General features: G+C 56.9%; 11 protein-coding genes and 8 pseudogenes. 14 read left to right on the forward strand and 5 right to left on the reverse strand.

Translation table 11 applies throughout. The features are described 5' to 3' along the window. Nucleotides 1-509 precede the first annotated feature (509 nt). Together WS91_RS06110 and WS91_RS06115 are read right to left on the reverse strand one after the other, a co-directional pair. Nucleotides 510-797 carry a helix-turn-helix domain-containing protein gene (locus tag WS91_RS06110; protein WP_059584076.1) on the reverse strand — a complete coding sequence of 96 codons (288 nt, stop codon included), beginning with the start codon at nucleotides 795-797 and terminating at the stop codon, nucleotides 510-512. Continuing rightward, on the reverse strand, nucleotides 790-1104 hold the full coding sequence (locus tag WS91_RS06115; RefSeq protein ID WP_059669937.1) for a hypothetical protein: 315 nt from the start codon (nucleotides 1102-1104) through the stop codon (nucleotides 790-792). The genes WS91_RS06110 and WS91_RS06115 overlap by 8 nt, the downstream gene beginning before the upstream one ends. 142 nt (nucleotides 1105-1246) lie before the next feature. Here WS91_RS06115 and WS91_RS32275 point away from each other — a divergent pair. From WS91_RS32275 to WS91_RS38115, 4 genes and pseudogenes are all read left to right on the forward strand, one after another. Next, nucleotides 1247-1357 (forward strand): annotated as a pseudogene (locus tag WS91_RS32275) (transposase); the annotation flags it as partial. Nucleotides 1358-1443: 86 nt separating this feature from the next. Next, nucleotides 1444-1704: pseudogene (locus WS91_RS06120) on the forward strand (transposase); the annotation flags it as partial. Nucleotides 1705-2214: 510 nt separating this feature from the next. Further along, nucleotides 2215-2847 carry a group II intron maturase-specific domain-containing protein gene (locus tag WS91_RS32280; RefSeq protein ID WP_269435329.1) on the forward strand — a complete coding sequence of 211 codons (633 nt, stop codon included), beginning with the start codon at nucleotides 2215-2217 and terminating at the stop codon, nucleotides 2845-2847. A gap of 77 nt (nucleotides 2848-2924) precedes the next feature. Continuing rightward, nucleotides 2925-2984, forward strand: a pseudogene (locus WS91_RS38115) (hypothetical protein); the annotation flags it as partial. Here the strand turns inward: WS91_RS38115 and WS91_RS38120 are convergent. Next, entirely contained in the window at nucleotides 2972-3253 is a 282-nt protein-coding gene (locus WS91_RS38120) for an H-NS histone family protein (protein WP_442854967.1), read from the reverse strand. The pseudogene WS91_RS38115 and the gene WS91_RS38120 sit on opposite strands and share 13 nt — an antisense overlap. Nucleotides 3254-3491: 238 nt before the next feature. Between WS91_RS38120 and WS91_RS06130 the strand changes: the two are divergent. The 8 genes and pseudogenes from WS91_RS06130 to WS91_RS32305 all read left to right on the forward strand — a co-directional run. Continuing rightward, nucleotides 3492-3890: pseudogene (locus WS91_RS06130) on the forward strand (IS5/IS1182 family transposase); the annotation flags it as partial. Nucleotides 3891-4025: 135 nt separating this feature from the next. After that, a pseudogene (locus WS91_RS32290) lies at nucleotides 4026-4392 on the forward strand (IS3-like element ISBvi3 family transposase); the annotation flags it as partial. Nucleotides 4393-4422: 30 nt separating this feature from the next. Then, nucleotides 4423-4632 (forward strand): annotated as a pseudogene (locus tag WS91_RS35555) (IS3-like element ISBcen23 family transposase); the annotation flags it as partial. Between the two features lie 359 nt (nucleotides 4633-4991). Then, the gene (locus WS91_RS06135; RefSeq protein WP_059579902.1) at nucleotides 4992-5612 is read left to right on the forward strand and encodes a response regulator transcription factor; all 621 of its coding nucleotides are present in this window, start codon (nucleotides 4992-4994) and stop codon (nucleotides 5610-5612) included. 215 nt (nucleotides 5613-5827) lie between these two features. Continuing rightward, nucleotides 5828-6556 (forward strand): annotated as a pseudogene (locus WS91_RS37195) (IS5 family transposase); the annotation flags it as partial. Between the two features lie 235 nt (nucleotides 6557-6791). Further along, nucleotides 6792-7997 carry an IS110 family transposase gene (locus WS91_RS37200; RefSeq protein ID WP_231751987.1) on the forward strand — a complete coding sequence of 402 codons (1206 nt, stop codon included), beginning with the start codon at nucleotides 6792-6794 and terminating at the stop codon, nucleotides 7995-7997. Nucleotides 7998-8018: 21 nt separating this feature from the next. Next, nucleotides 8019-8168, forward strand: a pseudogene (locus tag WS91_RS35560) (IS5/IS1182 family transposase); the annotation flags it as partial. A gap of 10 nt (nucleotides 8169-8178) precedes the next feature. Continuing rightward, entirely contained in the window at nucleotides 8179-11943 is a 3765-nt protein-coding gene (locus tag WS91_RS32305; RefSeq protein ID WP_082721454.1) for an ATP-binding protein, read from the forward strand. Here the strand turns inward: WS91_RS32305 and WS91_RS36700 are convergent. Continuing rightward, nucleotides 11857-12354: a hypothetical protein gene (locus WS91_RS36700; protein ID WP_197419460.1), complete on the reverse strand. Its 498-nt coding sequence runs from the start codon at nucleotides 12352-12354 to the stop codon at nucleotides 11857-11859. The two genes, WS91_RS32305 and WS91_RS36700, sit on opposite strands and share 87 nt — an antisense overlap. 149 nt (nucleotides 12355-12503) lie before the next feature. Here WS91_RS36700 and WS91_RS06150 point away from each other — a divergent pair, with 149 nt between their 5' ends. After that, nucleotides 12504-13007, forward strand: coding sequence for a transposase (locus WS91_RS06150; RefSeq protein WP_063891769.1), 504 nt, complete (start codon nucleotides 12504-12506; stop codon nucleotides 13005-13007). Nucleotides 13008-13126: 119 nt separating this feature from the next. Next, a complete protein-coding gene (locus WS91_RS06155; RefSeq protein ID WP_045598729.1) occupies nucleotides 13127-13387 on the forward strand; it encodes a hypothetical protein in 261 nt (86 codons plus the stop codon). A gap of 9 nt (nucleotides 13388-13396) precedes the next feature. On the opposite strand, the gene WS91_RS32315 is transcribed toward WS91_RS06155, so the two are convergent. Then, nucleotides 13397-13524, reverse strand: a 128-nt coding sequence (locus WS91_RS32315) for a transposase domain-containing protein (RefSeq protein ID WP_156432299.1), incomplete at its 5' end; no start/stop codon positions are given.

Genomic DNA, 13524 nt, shown 5'->3' on the forward strand with positions numbered 1-13524 from the left:
CAAATCGGCAGCATGATTGCCTCGGACGTTCCACTTAAAAATCTCAGAAAACTGTCCGAACGAGTGAGGCCACCTCTATATCAGCGAGCACAACAAAAACCCGAAGCCGATTAAGTGGAAGTACGACGATCCTTCGCACCAGATTCGGCCGGTGCCAATTCAATGATGCGGTGAACTAGCAGCGGGCCGCATCGGCATCCAGCTAATATTGCGAATATGAAAGCACAAGACTTCTCCCGCTCGCTTAGTGTGCTCGGCTGGTCGCTGGCCGAATTTTCGCGCCGCCTTGGCCCTGATGTTCGAACCGCGTTCTCGCCCCGATGCTGCTGGCGCCTATGCGCCGCCCCTACTGTGGCGCCATTACGCCGACCCCGCATGGGCTCCATAGCGCCGCCCCGTGACACCTGATCCGACAACCGTATCTCGATGGGGCAGCAGCGGCAAATTTCCGAAGTGGGTCGGCGAATATTTGCGCCTCGCCGTGCTCGTGAAATCCGCGCTCGACTGACTCAGGCAGCCGGCTGAAGGTCTTTCAGCGCCTCGGGGTGTTGCACGGCAACGCGCAGCAGCGTTTTCGCCGCGCCGGTCGGGTTGCGGCGGCCCTGTTCCCACTGCTGGTAGGTGCGCACCGAAACGCCGAGCAGGCTGGCGAATTCGGATTGCGACATGTCGACCTTGGCGCGCGCGACGGATGCCTCCGTCGGCTCCACGCGCGTCACGCGGCCGGCATGGCCGGCCTTCATTTCGCGGACCCCTTGTAGCAGGTCCGCATGGAATTGTTCGCGATCCTTATCCATTGTCGATTACCTCACGAAGTTGGTTGAGGATATGTGTCGGCAGATTATCGTATTCCGCCTTGGCGTATGCGACGATCAACCAGATCACGCCGTTATCGAGCACGTTGTAGTAGATGGCCCGAGCGCCGCCGCGTTTACCGGAGCCGCTACGGCCCCATCGGACTTTACGCAATCCACCAGTGCCGGGGATCACATCGCCGGCAAGCGGGTTGTTCGCGAGCCAGACGATGAATTCTTCCCGCTCGCTATCGCGCCAGATGCGTTCAGCGGTGTGGATGAATGTCGGAGCTTCGATGATCGTGTACATAGGGTAACTATACGCCATTGGCGTATAACGTGCAAGTGGCAGGAAAAAAGAAAGCGCCCCCTCAGTGAGCGGCCCCCAGCAAACAGTGCCATCATGTAAGCGAGTTTTAGGCGGAAGTTTCCAGTAAGAAAGGAGCCGTACGATGAAACGCAAGCGCTTCAGTGTCGAGCAGATTGTGGCGGTGTTGAAACAGGCGGAAGCAGGGATGCCGGTAGCGGAGCTGATTCGGCACGTGGGCATTTCGGAGCAAACAGAGGAGGCCGCGCAAATTCGGACAATCGGATAAGTGGAACGTCCGGGGCCTGAGGCAGCGATAATGCTGGCAAAGGAAGCGAGGAAATGACGAAGAGAACTCGACGCACGCACTCAGCGGCGTTCAAAGCGAAGGTGGCGCTGGCCGCGGTCAAGGGCGAGCGCACGCTGGCGGAGCTGGCGCACCAGTTCGATGTGCACCCGAACCAGATTACCGAATGGAAACGGCAATTGCAGGAGCGTGCGGCGGACGTGTTCGGCGCGGCAGGCATGCCGTCGAGCGAGCCGCCGGTGGACCTGAAGGCGTTGCACGCCAAGATCGGCCAACTGACACTGGAGAATGATTTTCATATGGCCTGTTTTTGCAAGTAAGACGAGCACCGCTCTCGCTGCCGCGATCTCGAACGTCCACGTATCCGACCTGATGGGTAACGTGGCACACGGGCTGTTTGTCGACGATGGATCAAGCTCATATCCGCGGGCTGGTTACCGCATTTCATCTTTCCGTCACGGGGCTGCCTCGCTCTTAATAACGGAGATCACGCAGTTGCGCGCTCACAAAAAAATCTCGAGGATTCCCCTCATCGTGCTTGGTGCCGCGTTACCGATCAGGTGGAAGATGTCAGTTCTGCAATAGAGCCTCCGGGATTCAGTGAATGGATAAGGGAGCTGCGAGAATGCTCAGGCTGGCTGCAGTCGTGTTCCGATGTCCCAGATGAAGCCGGATAGTTCACGGGCGATGATCCACGATCGTGGGCACGATCTCACGTCATCCTCACGGAACTCTCCAAGCTCTCACATCATGCACCACGCGCGCGCGAATATGGAACTGGTCGCGCCGAGCCGCTTACCCTGTTCTTGCATTACGCGTTCGATCAATGGATGTCACGGACCTATCCCGGCGTCCTGTTTGAGCGTTACGCCGACGATGTCATTTCGCATTGCAAGAGCGAGGCGCAGGCCAAGCAATTACGAGCGGAGCTCGATGCCCGGCTTGCGGCTTGCAGACTACAGCTTCATCCGGAGAAGACGAAAGTCGTCTACTGCAAGGACGACAACCGACGCGGCAGCTATCCGGTGCAACGCTTTGATTTCCCGGGCTATTGCTTTCGGCCCCGGAGCTCACTGAATCGATCCGGGGCACTGTTCGTCAGTTTCGCTCCTGCGGTAAGCGACAAGGCGGCCAAGTCGATGCGGTTGCGAATGCGTCGATGGCGGCTGCACAGTCGCAATGATCTTGAACTTGTAGAAGTCGCTCGATGGACGCAGCCCGTGCTTCTGGGCTGGGTTCGCTACTACGGACGGTTCCGGCCTTCTGCGCTTCGCGGGGCGTTGCGTACACTGGATTCGTTCATCGTGCGTTGGGCTCAGCGCAAATACAAGAAACTCCGCACGCACAAGCTGCGGGCATGGGATTGGTTGCGGCGTCTTAAAACGCGCAGCCCGACCCTGTTCGCGCATTGGACGCTCGGAGCCACGGCTGGACGATAGGAGCTGTATGAGTCGAGAGGCTCACGTACAGTTCTGGGAGGGCCTGGCGGTGCGATTCCGCTGGGCTACTCAACTACCTGCGGGCTTACGAGTCGGTCAGCCATGCCCGCCGTTCCATCGGCGACTACATCGAGCTGTACAACCGGAAACGGCCCCATTCGAGCCTGGCGGACCAGACGCCGGATGAGGCATACTTCGCGACGCTGCCTGCGATCAAATCGGCAGCATGATTGCCCCGGACGTTCCACTTAAAAATCTCAGAAACTTGTCCGAACGAGTAAGGCCACCTCTCCGCGACCTTGGCACGGATGTCGTCGACGACGGCTTGGAACTCCGCTACGCGGGCGGCTTCAGTTTTCTCCGCTAAGGCGTCCATTTGAGCTTTAAGCTCTTTGTAAGTTTCCATATTTCTTCCTCTGATTGTGTTGGACAAATGATAACTGGTTTATCCCTAGGAAGGGTTCGATCCCGTCGTGCGCGGCATTGACCAAATTGGCGGCGCGCGAACGGCGTGTCAACGTCGGACGTAATTTCCCCAGAAGTGTCGAAGTAAAATTCCCCACCCTGTTCGGACGGTGATCAGCCGGCGACGTGATCGGATGGGCTCCTTCGAGGACGGCCCGGGCGCCGGCGAGCAGGTTCAGGGCAATCCGTACGACGGACACACGCTGGCCAAAGCCTTGGAACAGGCAGCGATCCTGAGCGACGTTCAACCGGAAATTGCCGTGGTCGATCGCGGCTACAAGGGCGTCGCCGTCGATGGCGTGCAGGTCTATCACCCGGGTTTGCGGCGCGGCATTACACGCGGCCTGCGCGCCATGATCCGGCGCCGTAGCGCCATTGAGCCGGCCATCGGCCACATGAAGGCCGACGGCAAGCTCGATCGGAACTGGCTCAAAGGGGCGCTGGGCGACGCGATTCATGCGGTGCTGTGCGGCGCCGGCCATAACCTGCGGATGATCCTCAGGAAGCTGCGGCTTCTTTGCGCTCTGATTCTGGCGCGCGTCATTGGCGGGAACCTGATGATGACGGGCGGCGCGTAACGCCGTCGTCGTTCAAAGTGAATTGTTCAGGGCCGATTAACGATATTTTTTTAAATATGTAAGATGATTACTGATGACGTTGCTCGCAGCGTCCAGTGCATTAAATGCATTGTAATATTTTTCGGAATTCGCGCTGACGAGCGCCGCGACCAGTACAACGTCATCCGGTTATGCCAGATTCTGAGTTTTTCTCGCAGCGGACATTGCCAGTGGCGCGTTCGCCCACCCAGCACCAGAGCGCAAGCCAACGCGGCCCTGGACGCCGAATTGGCTGCTATCCACCGGCCGAGTCGGGCAGCTATGGCCGTGCGCACATCTTGCGGCAATGGCGAGTCCAGGGTCGACCGGTAAACGCTGAACGCGTTCGGCGTAGTTTGCAGCGTCAGGGCCGCGTCCGGTCTGCAAGCGACTGCATCGCATCACAACGAACTCGACACATAGCCTGCCCATGGCACCGTATCTGATGGATCGGCGTTTCGATGGCTGGCAGCTGATCCAGGCGTGTCATCGACGGACTGTAAGAATTTAGCCGAAAAAAATGAGCACTCCAACGGGCCGGCGCAAAGCGCTGGAAGCCCGTCTCAGCGAGGGCTATCGCAACGTATGTCGCTATCTCGGACCGAGTCGCCGGATAGCAATCTATATGCTCAAACAACCGGAAAAGGATCGGAACCTGGGCGAGCGACCGATTGCGGCCGCGCAGGAGGTTCCGCGCCTCGGTTACCGGTGGATGTCGGCTTGGCGAGTGTGCTCCGTCAACGTGACAAAGCTGCGGAGCAGCTTTGCAGAACTGATCAGATCAGATGTGTCAACCAAGAAAGACTGATCTTTTGATGTGGAACAGCTTTGATTCGAACTCGCCAGAAATGAAAGCAATCTGTCATTGCAAGTATGCGTCGCGAAGGTGAAACTGCTCACTAAATCAACTCAATTGCATTGACACACAACGACATTGTGTGCAGCATTAAAATATCGCACGACCTTGTTCGCTCGTCGAACGAAATTCATCTCATCGATAAATAAATACAATGAAATATCGTTTGCGATTATCCCATCAAGATTAATTATGTAGTTGCCCAACAAAATCGAAGGCTAAGCAGAATGGAACCCATCAAAAAAGTGATGTTGGTCGATGATCACCCAGCCTTCATATTGGCCTTGAGGGCGATATTGTCAAAGAATCCGATGCTAGAGGTTGTCGCGACATGCAGTGATGGCACGAGCGCATGGCATGAATACAAGCGTTGCGCCCCCGACTTGGTAATCATCGATCTGGACATTCCAAATCTGAATGGGCTCGATCTGCTCGCACGGATCCGGAAAACGGACACCTACACGCGCGTACTTGTAGTGTCTGGGCAACCTGCCGGTGTTGCATCAATGAGCGTGCAGCAAACGGGAGGGAACGGCTATGTACCGAAGACAGAAGGGACATCGCGCTTGCTAAGCGCGATCCAGGCCACTCTGTCTGGTTTCAACTGTTTTCCAGACGCCCACGCGCATGGATCAGTCGTGGGACCGCCTGCGATGGCGAGGTTATCGACCAGGGAAGTCTCCGTTCTTCGCTATCTTGCGAGGGGGCACTCCAATCAGGAAATTGCGGCGATCCTCAATATCAGTCACAAGACAGTCAGCACGCACAAGTCGAAGATAATTGTCAAGCTTGGCATTTCCAATCTGGTTGATTTGGCGGCGTTTGCGTCGGCCAATCATATCATATAGGGTCGATTGCTCAATGGATTTTTTGCATCCCGATGCAGCCATAAATTGGATAGGAATCACCCGGCAAGTTCAGAGCCCGCATGCAGCAAGCCGCCTTGCATAAATCCGTCAGCTACGAAGCGTGTTAGCGGCGTTAACGTTTACGCACAACAACAGCCTAGGTGTACCTGTTAGCAATTCGGACTCCTGCATAGATTCTCGATTTTGCCGAGAAGATGCGCAGGGACAGCAGCAAGATCGCGGCCGAAGCCGCGCTACCACGTCAGGGCCGGGCGACCTGAAACGCCAGCCTAATCAACCGAGGTAACGCCACGATGTGGATCGATGAAGTCGCACCTCCGCGCACGCCCGGCGCCAAGTCGAAGTGTGGGCACCCGCGCCTCAACAGCAACGGACTGATCCAGGCGTTGCTGGGCCTCAAGATCTTGTTGCGCCCGCCGCTGTGCGCGCAGCAAGGCTTCGCACACAGCCTGCGCCACCTTTCCTATGCTCAACTACACAACGCTGTGTCGCCGCGTGCAAGCGCTTGAGGTCCAACTGCCGATCGTCCATGACGGCGAACCGATCCATCTGATGGTCGACAGCACGGGCGTGAAGGTCTACAGTGAAGGCGAATGGAAGGTGCGCCAGCATGGCTATTCGAAGCGTCGCGCGTGGCGCGAGGTGCATCCCGCGCTCGACTCGAGCACCGCCCAGGTGCGTGCCGCGCCGATGACGCACCAGGACGTTGCAGAGGGCAACGTCCTAGCCGAACTACTCGACCAAATCCCGGACGACGAGCAACTTGATGTCATCGTCGTTGATGGGGCCTATGGCTCCAAATGCCGCCATTGCCGCGCGCAGCGCCCCCGGTTCCGTCGAGCGAAGGCGCCGCTCATTTGCCCGCGAGCACGACGTGGCGCAACGATGCGGTCGATGCGATCGCCCGAGTCGGCCACCGCGAATAGAAGAAGGGCGGCGGCTACCATCCCATTACTATCTTCACGCCCCGATAATTCGGGGTTTTGGCCAGCTAGGCCCGGCATGATTCCCGCCCCAGTCGCAATCATTATCCGGGCCTGGTGGGCGGCTGTGATCGCTGATTGGGGGGGGCGGGATATCCCGTCGCCGTCCGTAACGTGGATGCCGAGACTTGCCACCGTTGTTGCAGGCCAATCCGTTCACTTTGCACAAACTGCGATGCAATACACACAACAACGTGATGCCGTCGATGTCTTCGTCGGCGTCGATGTCGGTAAAGGCCGGAATCACGCCGTCACACTCGATCGGAGCGGCAGGCGTCGGTACAACAAGGCACTGCCCAACGACAAGGTCAAGCTGCGAGCCCTCATCGCCGAGCTCAAGACTCACGTTCGACTGCCGTTCGTCGTCGATCAGCCCTCCACTATCGGAGCGCTTCCAGTGGCCGTCGCTAGCGCTGAAGGCATACTCGTCGCCTATCTGCCGGGACTGGCCATGCGCTGCATCGCCGATCTGCATGCAGGTGAAGCCAAGACCGATGCCCGCGAGGCCGCGATTATTGCCGAAGCCGAACGCTCGATGCCACATACGCTGCGCTCGCTTCGACTGGCTGACGAGCAACTCGCCGAACTCACCATGCTGTGCGGCTTCGATGACGATCTCGCCGCCCAAGTCACACAAACCAGCAACCGCATTCGCGGCCTGCTTACCCAGATCCACCCGGCGCCCGAGCGAGTTCTCGGACTGCGGCTCGACCATCCGGCAGTGCTCGATTTGCTTGAGCGCTATCCGTCGCCCGCTGCGCTTGCTGCTGCCGGCAAGAAGACGCTCGCCAACCGTCTGACCAAGCTCGCACCGCGCATGGGCAAAAACCTGGCGGCCGAAATCGTTCAAACGCTGAACGAGCAAGCCGTGATCGTGCTCGACACGCAGGCTGCCACCATCGTCATGCCCCGCCTGGCCCAGCAACTCGCCGCCTTGCGCAAGCAGCGTGACGAAATCGCTACCGATGTTGAGCGGCTGGTGCTTGCTCACCCTCTTTGGCCGGTCCTGGCCAGCATGCCGGAAGTCGGCGTCAGGACTGCCGCCAGACTCCTGACCGAAGTCGCCCAGAAAGCCTTCGCATCGGCTGCACACTTGGCGGCCTACGCTGGCCTTGCCCCAGTCACCCGGCGCTCAGGCTCGTCCATCCGAGGTGAACATCCATCCAGACGTCGCAACAAGGTGCTTAAGCGCGCCTTGCTCTTCTCCGCCTTCGCAACCTTACGAAACCCCGTCTCGCGGGCGCATTACGCGCGCAAGATCCAGCGGGGCAAGCGCCGCAACCAAGCGCTCATCGCGCTGGCGCGGCGACGCTGTGACGTCCTGTTCGCCATGCTGCGCGACGGCACCATTTACCAACCCAAGTCAGTCTCTACCGCTTGACGAAACACATAGCCCCCCTTGGAGAATGCGATGTATCACCTGAAGATGCTCACCGGTAACCGCGTGTGGGCACGGCGCACCGACTCGCAGACGAGCGAGGTCGCTATCCGCGTGGGTGTGCTGAACCGCATGGCGGACCTCGCATGCCCGCAACCCGTTCGCATTGCCTGAGATCGCGAACATGGCGGCTACTTCGTCCTTCCGCTCGATCTATTCAACAACGCCTCTCGTCATCTTAGCCCTACTCGCCATGGGAGATTTGGAGATCGTGTTCACGAGATTTCAAGGCCGATGGTTTAGGCATCTGTTGGCCTATTTTGCCGCTGTTATCCTGATATGCGGACTGTTCACTCGTACAGCGCATGCAGCACCCCATCTTGAGCTCGTTCATCTCGAGCGTTCGCTACCCGCAATCAAGCCCTCTGGCGATCAAGCGACTTGGCTGAGACAGCATGGTCAGCGCATTCGAGTGGGAATTGTTCCAAATGGCATGGTGCCTTTCGATTTAGTGGATTCTGGTCGATGGTACGTCGGCATCACAGCTGATTATCTAGATATGCTCCGCAGCACGACAGGTTCCGGAATAGATCTTCACGAATACGCAAATCAAAGTGAAATGTTCAAGGGACTGCGTAACGGTGAGATCGACATGGTTACGACGGTCTACTTGGCGAAAGCGCGCAATACGAACAAAGGTCGATTACTGCTCAGCGAAAGCTATTTTCCTGCGCGTAATGCGGTAGTCGAGCGAAGCGATAGCTCCAGCTACGAACTTTCCGAGTCGGGCAAGAACCGCATCGCCTACATGCCTAGTGTGGTCTCCAAAACGTGGATGGAGAAAGCCTACGGCAGTAGCAACATAGTGCCTACCGACTCCACCGAACAAGGCATCAAGGACGTGGCTTTCGGACGAGCAGATCGCTTTGTGGGCAATGTCACTGAATGTATATTTCTCATTAATAGACTACAGCTTTCGAATCTCCGGATCCGATATCTCGTACCAGCGCCGATCACTGGCTTTCGCTTTGCTTTTGCGACAGACAGTGCCCCACTGCGGAATCTCACAAACCGGGTAATAAGTCTCGCCGACGCAGATCTCATCGAGGACATACGTCTCAGATGGGAGGGGCGACCAACCTACGTAGCACTTAATCCACTGATTTCATTTACGGAACAGGAGCGGCGCTGGAGTCTTAATCATCCGATCATCTATTACGATGTAAGTCGAGAAGTGCTGCCTTTTCTCTTTCGCGATCAGGAAGGTCGGTTGTCCGGACTAACCGTGGACATGCTGGGTTATATCGGTCGACAAATCGGGGTGACGTTTAAGCCGGTCAATGGACGCGATCCGTCACTAAATCCGTCGATCGTAATCATAGAGCCACTTGTCGGTGCACAAATGGTACATGACGGATATATATCGACGTATCCATACTTTTGGGGCGGATTCGCACTCGTCGGCCGCAATGCATATCAGGGCCGCTGCACGCTGGAAGCGCTACGAGGTTGCTCGATAGCCGTGCCGGAAGACTTGCCGAAGAAAATTTCGGCACAACTTATGTCCGCAGGCGCATCGCTGATATCGTTATCGACCGAATACAATGCGTTGCGTTCATTGAATGATAAAAAATCGGACATCGCAATCGTCAACATGGCATCGGCTCGCTACCTGATCGAGCAAGATTTTTATCGCAAATTGGTCATTATTAACACCCTGAATTACAGCGACTTGATGCAGATCCGATTTGGCATTCCTAAGAGCTCGCCAGAACTGGCATCTATGCTAACCAAAGTTTTGCACGGTACCCGCGAAGTTGAACTTAACAACATCCGAGACAACTGGCACACCGCCATTCTCCCCGGCTCTGCCTTTAGGCGGGTACGCCACTATTATCACCTGATCGTCACGGCCGTCGCTATGGTGGCTTCAATATTTCTAGTCTTTGGAATTATCCTCGCTTACCACGTTAATCGGCGGCGCCGCGCAGAGACGGTCCTGAAAGATCAAATAGCCCTTCAAACCACATTACTGGACAGCATGCCCGCTCCGGTAATGCGATGGGATCTCGAGTGTCGTTTGCGCGATTGCAACCAAGCGTTCAAAGAAGTCGCAGGAGAAAATCAAAAACCGGTAGGCCTAACGATTGGTGAAATTGGAGTATTTAGCGAGGATAATGCTGGCTGGATAAGTGACCTATTCAATGAAGCCCTCCGCGAAAAAAGTCAGAAATTTGCGGACGAACGCCTCCAGTTATTAGGCCGACAAATCGATGTACGATTCTGGGTCGTGCCATTTTACAGTCATCGCGGTCAACTGGCAGGGCTGCTGAGCGGCTGGGCCGATGTTACCGAGCGGGGTAATTTGCAGCGCTCGCTACAGGATGCCAGGGACAATGCGGTACGCGCCAATCAGGCGAAGTCGGAATTTCTCGCAATGATGAGCCATGAAGTCCGCACCCCAATGAATGCAATTCTGGGTGTGCTGGAGTTGAGAAAGGAACAAAATCTTGTTGACGGCCAGGATCTATCTGCTGCATATGAGTCAGCGCGAGCATTGCTGTCAATAATCGACCAGATTTTAGATTTTTCTAAGATTGAGGCAGGAAAGCTTGTATTGCTTAATGAGCCCACTGACGTTTGCGCGCTTGCTTCCAGTGTTGCAGCCATCTTCAGGCCGCTCGCCCATAAGAATAATATTTCATTATTCGAGAATATAGCTCCGACTCCTGGGAAGCTCATTGCCGATCCAGTCAGACTTCGGCAGGTAATCGGTAATTTACTATCGAATGCCATCAAGTTCACCCAGCGCGGTAGCGTCACACTTCGGGTCAGCATTCAGCAAACCGACGGCGAAACGACAAGCGTTCTGATAGAGGTGGCCGATACTGGGATTGGGATTGGGCCAAAATCACTGTCTCAGATAATCGAGCCCTTCTTTCAAGCCGACGCGAGTATTGCATCGAACTATGGCGGGACAGGGCTGGGTCTATCGATTTGCCATCGATTGGTTGAGCTAATGGGAGGGAAACTGACAATCGATAGCCACGAAGGGCTCGGCACGGTGATACAGGTCGCACTTACATTGTCGCAAGCCGATGAGAACGGGGATTCCCAGGTCGATCAGATCAATGTGGAGGAATGGTCAGGCGCAGGTTATTTTAACGGCAGAAGAGCACTCGTAGTCGATGACAATTCGGCGAATCGAATTGTCCTATCTCGTCAGCTGCAATTCCTTGGATTCGAGACTATCTGCTGCGAATCGGGGGATCAAGCCGTTGATGTGTGGCAGCGCGAACGAATTGATGTGTTGATCACGGACTGCTATATGCCTGGGTTGACTGGGTACGATCTGGCACGGAGAATACGACAATGCGAAGCATTGAACGAATATCGTCGGGAGGTGACTGTCATAGTCGGTTATACGGCAAATATTCAACCCGACATGTTAGACCTAGCTCGGGAAAGCGGCATGAATGCGTGCCATCTCAAACCGTTGGATTTGCATTGCTTAGCTACTGCTTTGTACGATGCACTAGCGCCTAGGGGCGGCACATCGGACAAGCTAGAACAGTGCAACGAGACGAGGGGTAAAGAAATACTGTTGCATGATTCAATGTGGCTAGCAGTTCGTCAGCTCGGCGACCCGATATTGGAGTGCGAAGTTCTTGAGGCAGCATTGTCAACGAGTTCTGTTGAGTTAGACCGTTTGCGCACCGCTATCGAAGGATGCGATCTCGAAACGATTCGCCAGGCCGCTCATCTGCTGATTACTGTAGCTTCAATGGCTGGTGCTACCCAAGCGCAGGATCTCTGTCGGATGACCGAAAGAATGGCGACCGAAGGGAACAGCGAGGAAGCGTTAAACGCCGCCATGAGCGTGCTCGACAAATTGGGGGAAGTCAACCAGCTTCTGGAGTCGCGCATGCATGAATTGAGGGGCGGCTGACGGAACCGTGGTGGTGGCCGCGCCGCGCTCGGCAGCCAGATGGCGCAGCATGCGCTTCACGGCGCAATAGCTGCCGGCGTAGCCATGATTGCATTGAAGGGCGGCATGGATCGTGGTGCCCTGTACGCTGGCGGCAAGCCATTCGCGGACCTGTTCGCGATATGGCTCAACCGTCGACGCGCAGGTGCGCGGCAGGTGCGGCGTGCGCCCGAAGACGCCCGCGATCGTAGCGTCGTCCGGCAGCGGCTGCACCGGATCCAGCCAACTACGCGCTTCAGCCTCGCGGCGCACGGTCGTCAGCTTCTTGCGCCCCATCAAGCTGCCGCGCGCGATGTTGCGATCGGAGCCGCCTTGCCGCATGCGGACAAGGACTTGGCGGTACTCAAACAATTCGAACCTCCTGTTGGTCATGGGTAAGCGTGAGATTCGTACCGTAGCGGCGAGAGTTGACGGACGGAGATGTGCGGTTCAGTGTAAGCCGTCAATAAACGACGCCCTACCAATGGATGGCAGAAGGTCAGAAGCTAAGTGTCCGCGTGGACACATGCACTCAGACCGTGATGACAGAGAAACAGGACCTTCGAAGCAGACTGGTGGTTGGCCGCAGACGGGATGGCCGGCGGGAATTTGATGAAGATGCCGTGCGGGAGCTGGTCGAGTCTTGCCTGAAGCCGGGGGTATCGATCGCCCGGGCGGCCATGGACCATGACGTCAATCCGAACCAGTTGCGCCGCTGGATTTCGCGCCATCAGCAGCATACGCTGCAAACACCAACGAGACCGGACCCGCTGGTGATAGACGGCGTATCGATCGACATCCCCGGCCCGGCGCGTCGTGTTCCGGTGAGTGAAGCGCAGGCATTTGTTCCTGTCGTCACCGCGCCATCGACAGTGCCGGCCGTTTCCCCTGTACTGCCACCGGACACGTCGTCGATGGCGCTCTCGTTACATGTGCGCCTGTCGAATGGTGTCGAATTTGATCTTGGCGAGGCGAGCGTCGATGAGCTGGCCACGGTGATCCAGATGCTCGGGAGGCTGCCGTGTTCCGGTTCGACGAAGGGCTGAAGGTCTACCTGCATCGCGATCCGGTCGTAAGCGCTAAATCCGCCACACGTCGTTAGGTGACGTGTTACCGGGTAACATGTTTCGAATCGATAGTTACCGGGTAACGAAGGAGATGCGAGATGACGCAAACGACGGCGCAGCGGCAGGCGGCTTATCGGGCAAGGCGCGAGACGGCAGGCAAGGACGGCAACGGTGATCGACGTCTGGATATGTGGGTGAGCACGGAAGCGTATCTTGCTCTGACGCGGTTAGCTCGCCGTTACTCGGTAACGAAGCGCCAGATGCTGGAACGGTTGATCGCGCGGGCAGACGACGCGATTGTGCGCCGACTCGATCCCGATTCGGAACAGTGGGACCAATACTTCGGCCCAGCGCGGTAGCGATCGGAGTTACCCGGTAACGGCTTGCTGTCGAGCGAAGTTGAACGGTAGCAGGTCGCTAATATCGGCATCCGGTGCGCGCTGCGGCAATTCGGTCAGCACGTGCAGCAGATAGGCATGGGGATCGACGCCACAGG

This window comes from Burkholderia sp. MSMB1498 (assembly GCF_001526245.1).
Classification (GTDB): Bacteria; Pseudomonadota; Gammaproteobacteria; order Burkholderiales; family Burkholderiaceae; genus Burkholderia; species Burkholderia savannae.

Coding starts and splice junctions, on each gene's coding strand:
- WS91_RS06110 (WP_059584076.1), bottom strand. CDS start 797: ATGGATAAGGATCGCGAACAATTCCATGCGGACCTGCTACAAGGGGTC.
- WS91_RS06115 (WP_059669937.1), bottom strand. CDS start 1,104: ATGTACACGATCATCGAAGCTCCGACATTCATCCACACCGCTGAACGC.
- WS91_RS38120 (WP_442854967.1), bottom strand. CDS start 3,253: ATGGAAACTTACAAAGAGCTTAAAGCTCAAATGGACGCCTTAGCGGAG.
- WS91_RS06135 (WP_059579902.1), top strand. CDS start 4,992: ATGGAACCCATCAAAAAAGTGATGTTGGTCGATGATCACCCAGCCTTC.
- WS91_RS37200 (WP_231751987.1), top strand. CDS start 6,792: ATGCAATACACACAACAACGTGATGCCGTCGATGTCTTCGTCGGCGTC.
- WS91_RS32305 (WP_082721454.1), top strand. CDS start 8,179: ATGGCGGCTACTTCGTCCTTCCGCTCGATCTATTCAACAACGCCTCTC.
- WS91_RS36700 (WP_197419460.1), bottom strand. CDS start 12,354: ATGACCAACAGGAGGTTCGAATTGTTTGAGTACCGCCAAGTCCTTGTC.
- WS91_RS06150 (WP_063891769.1), top strand. CDS start 12,504: ATGACAGAGAAACAGGACCTTCGAAGCAGACTGGTGGTTGGCCGCAGA.
- WS91_RS06155 (WP_045598729.1), top strand. CDS start 13,127: ATGACGCAAACGACGGCGCAGCGGCAGGCGGCTTATCGGGCAAGGCGC.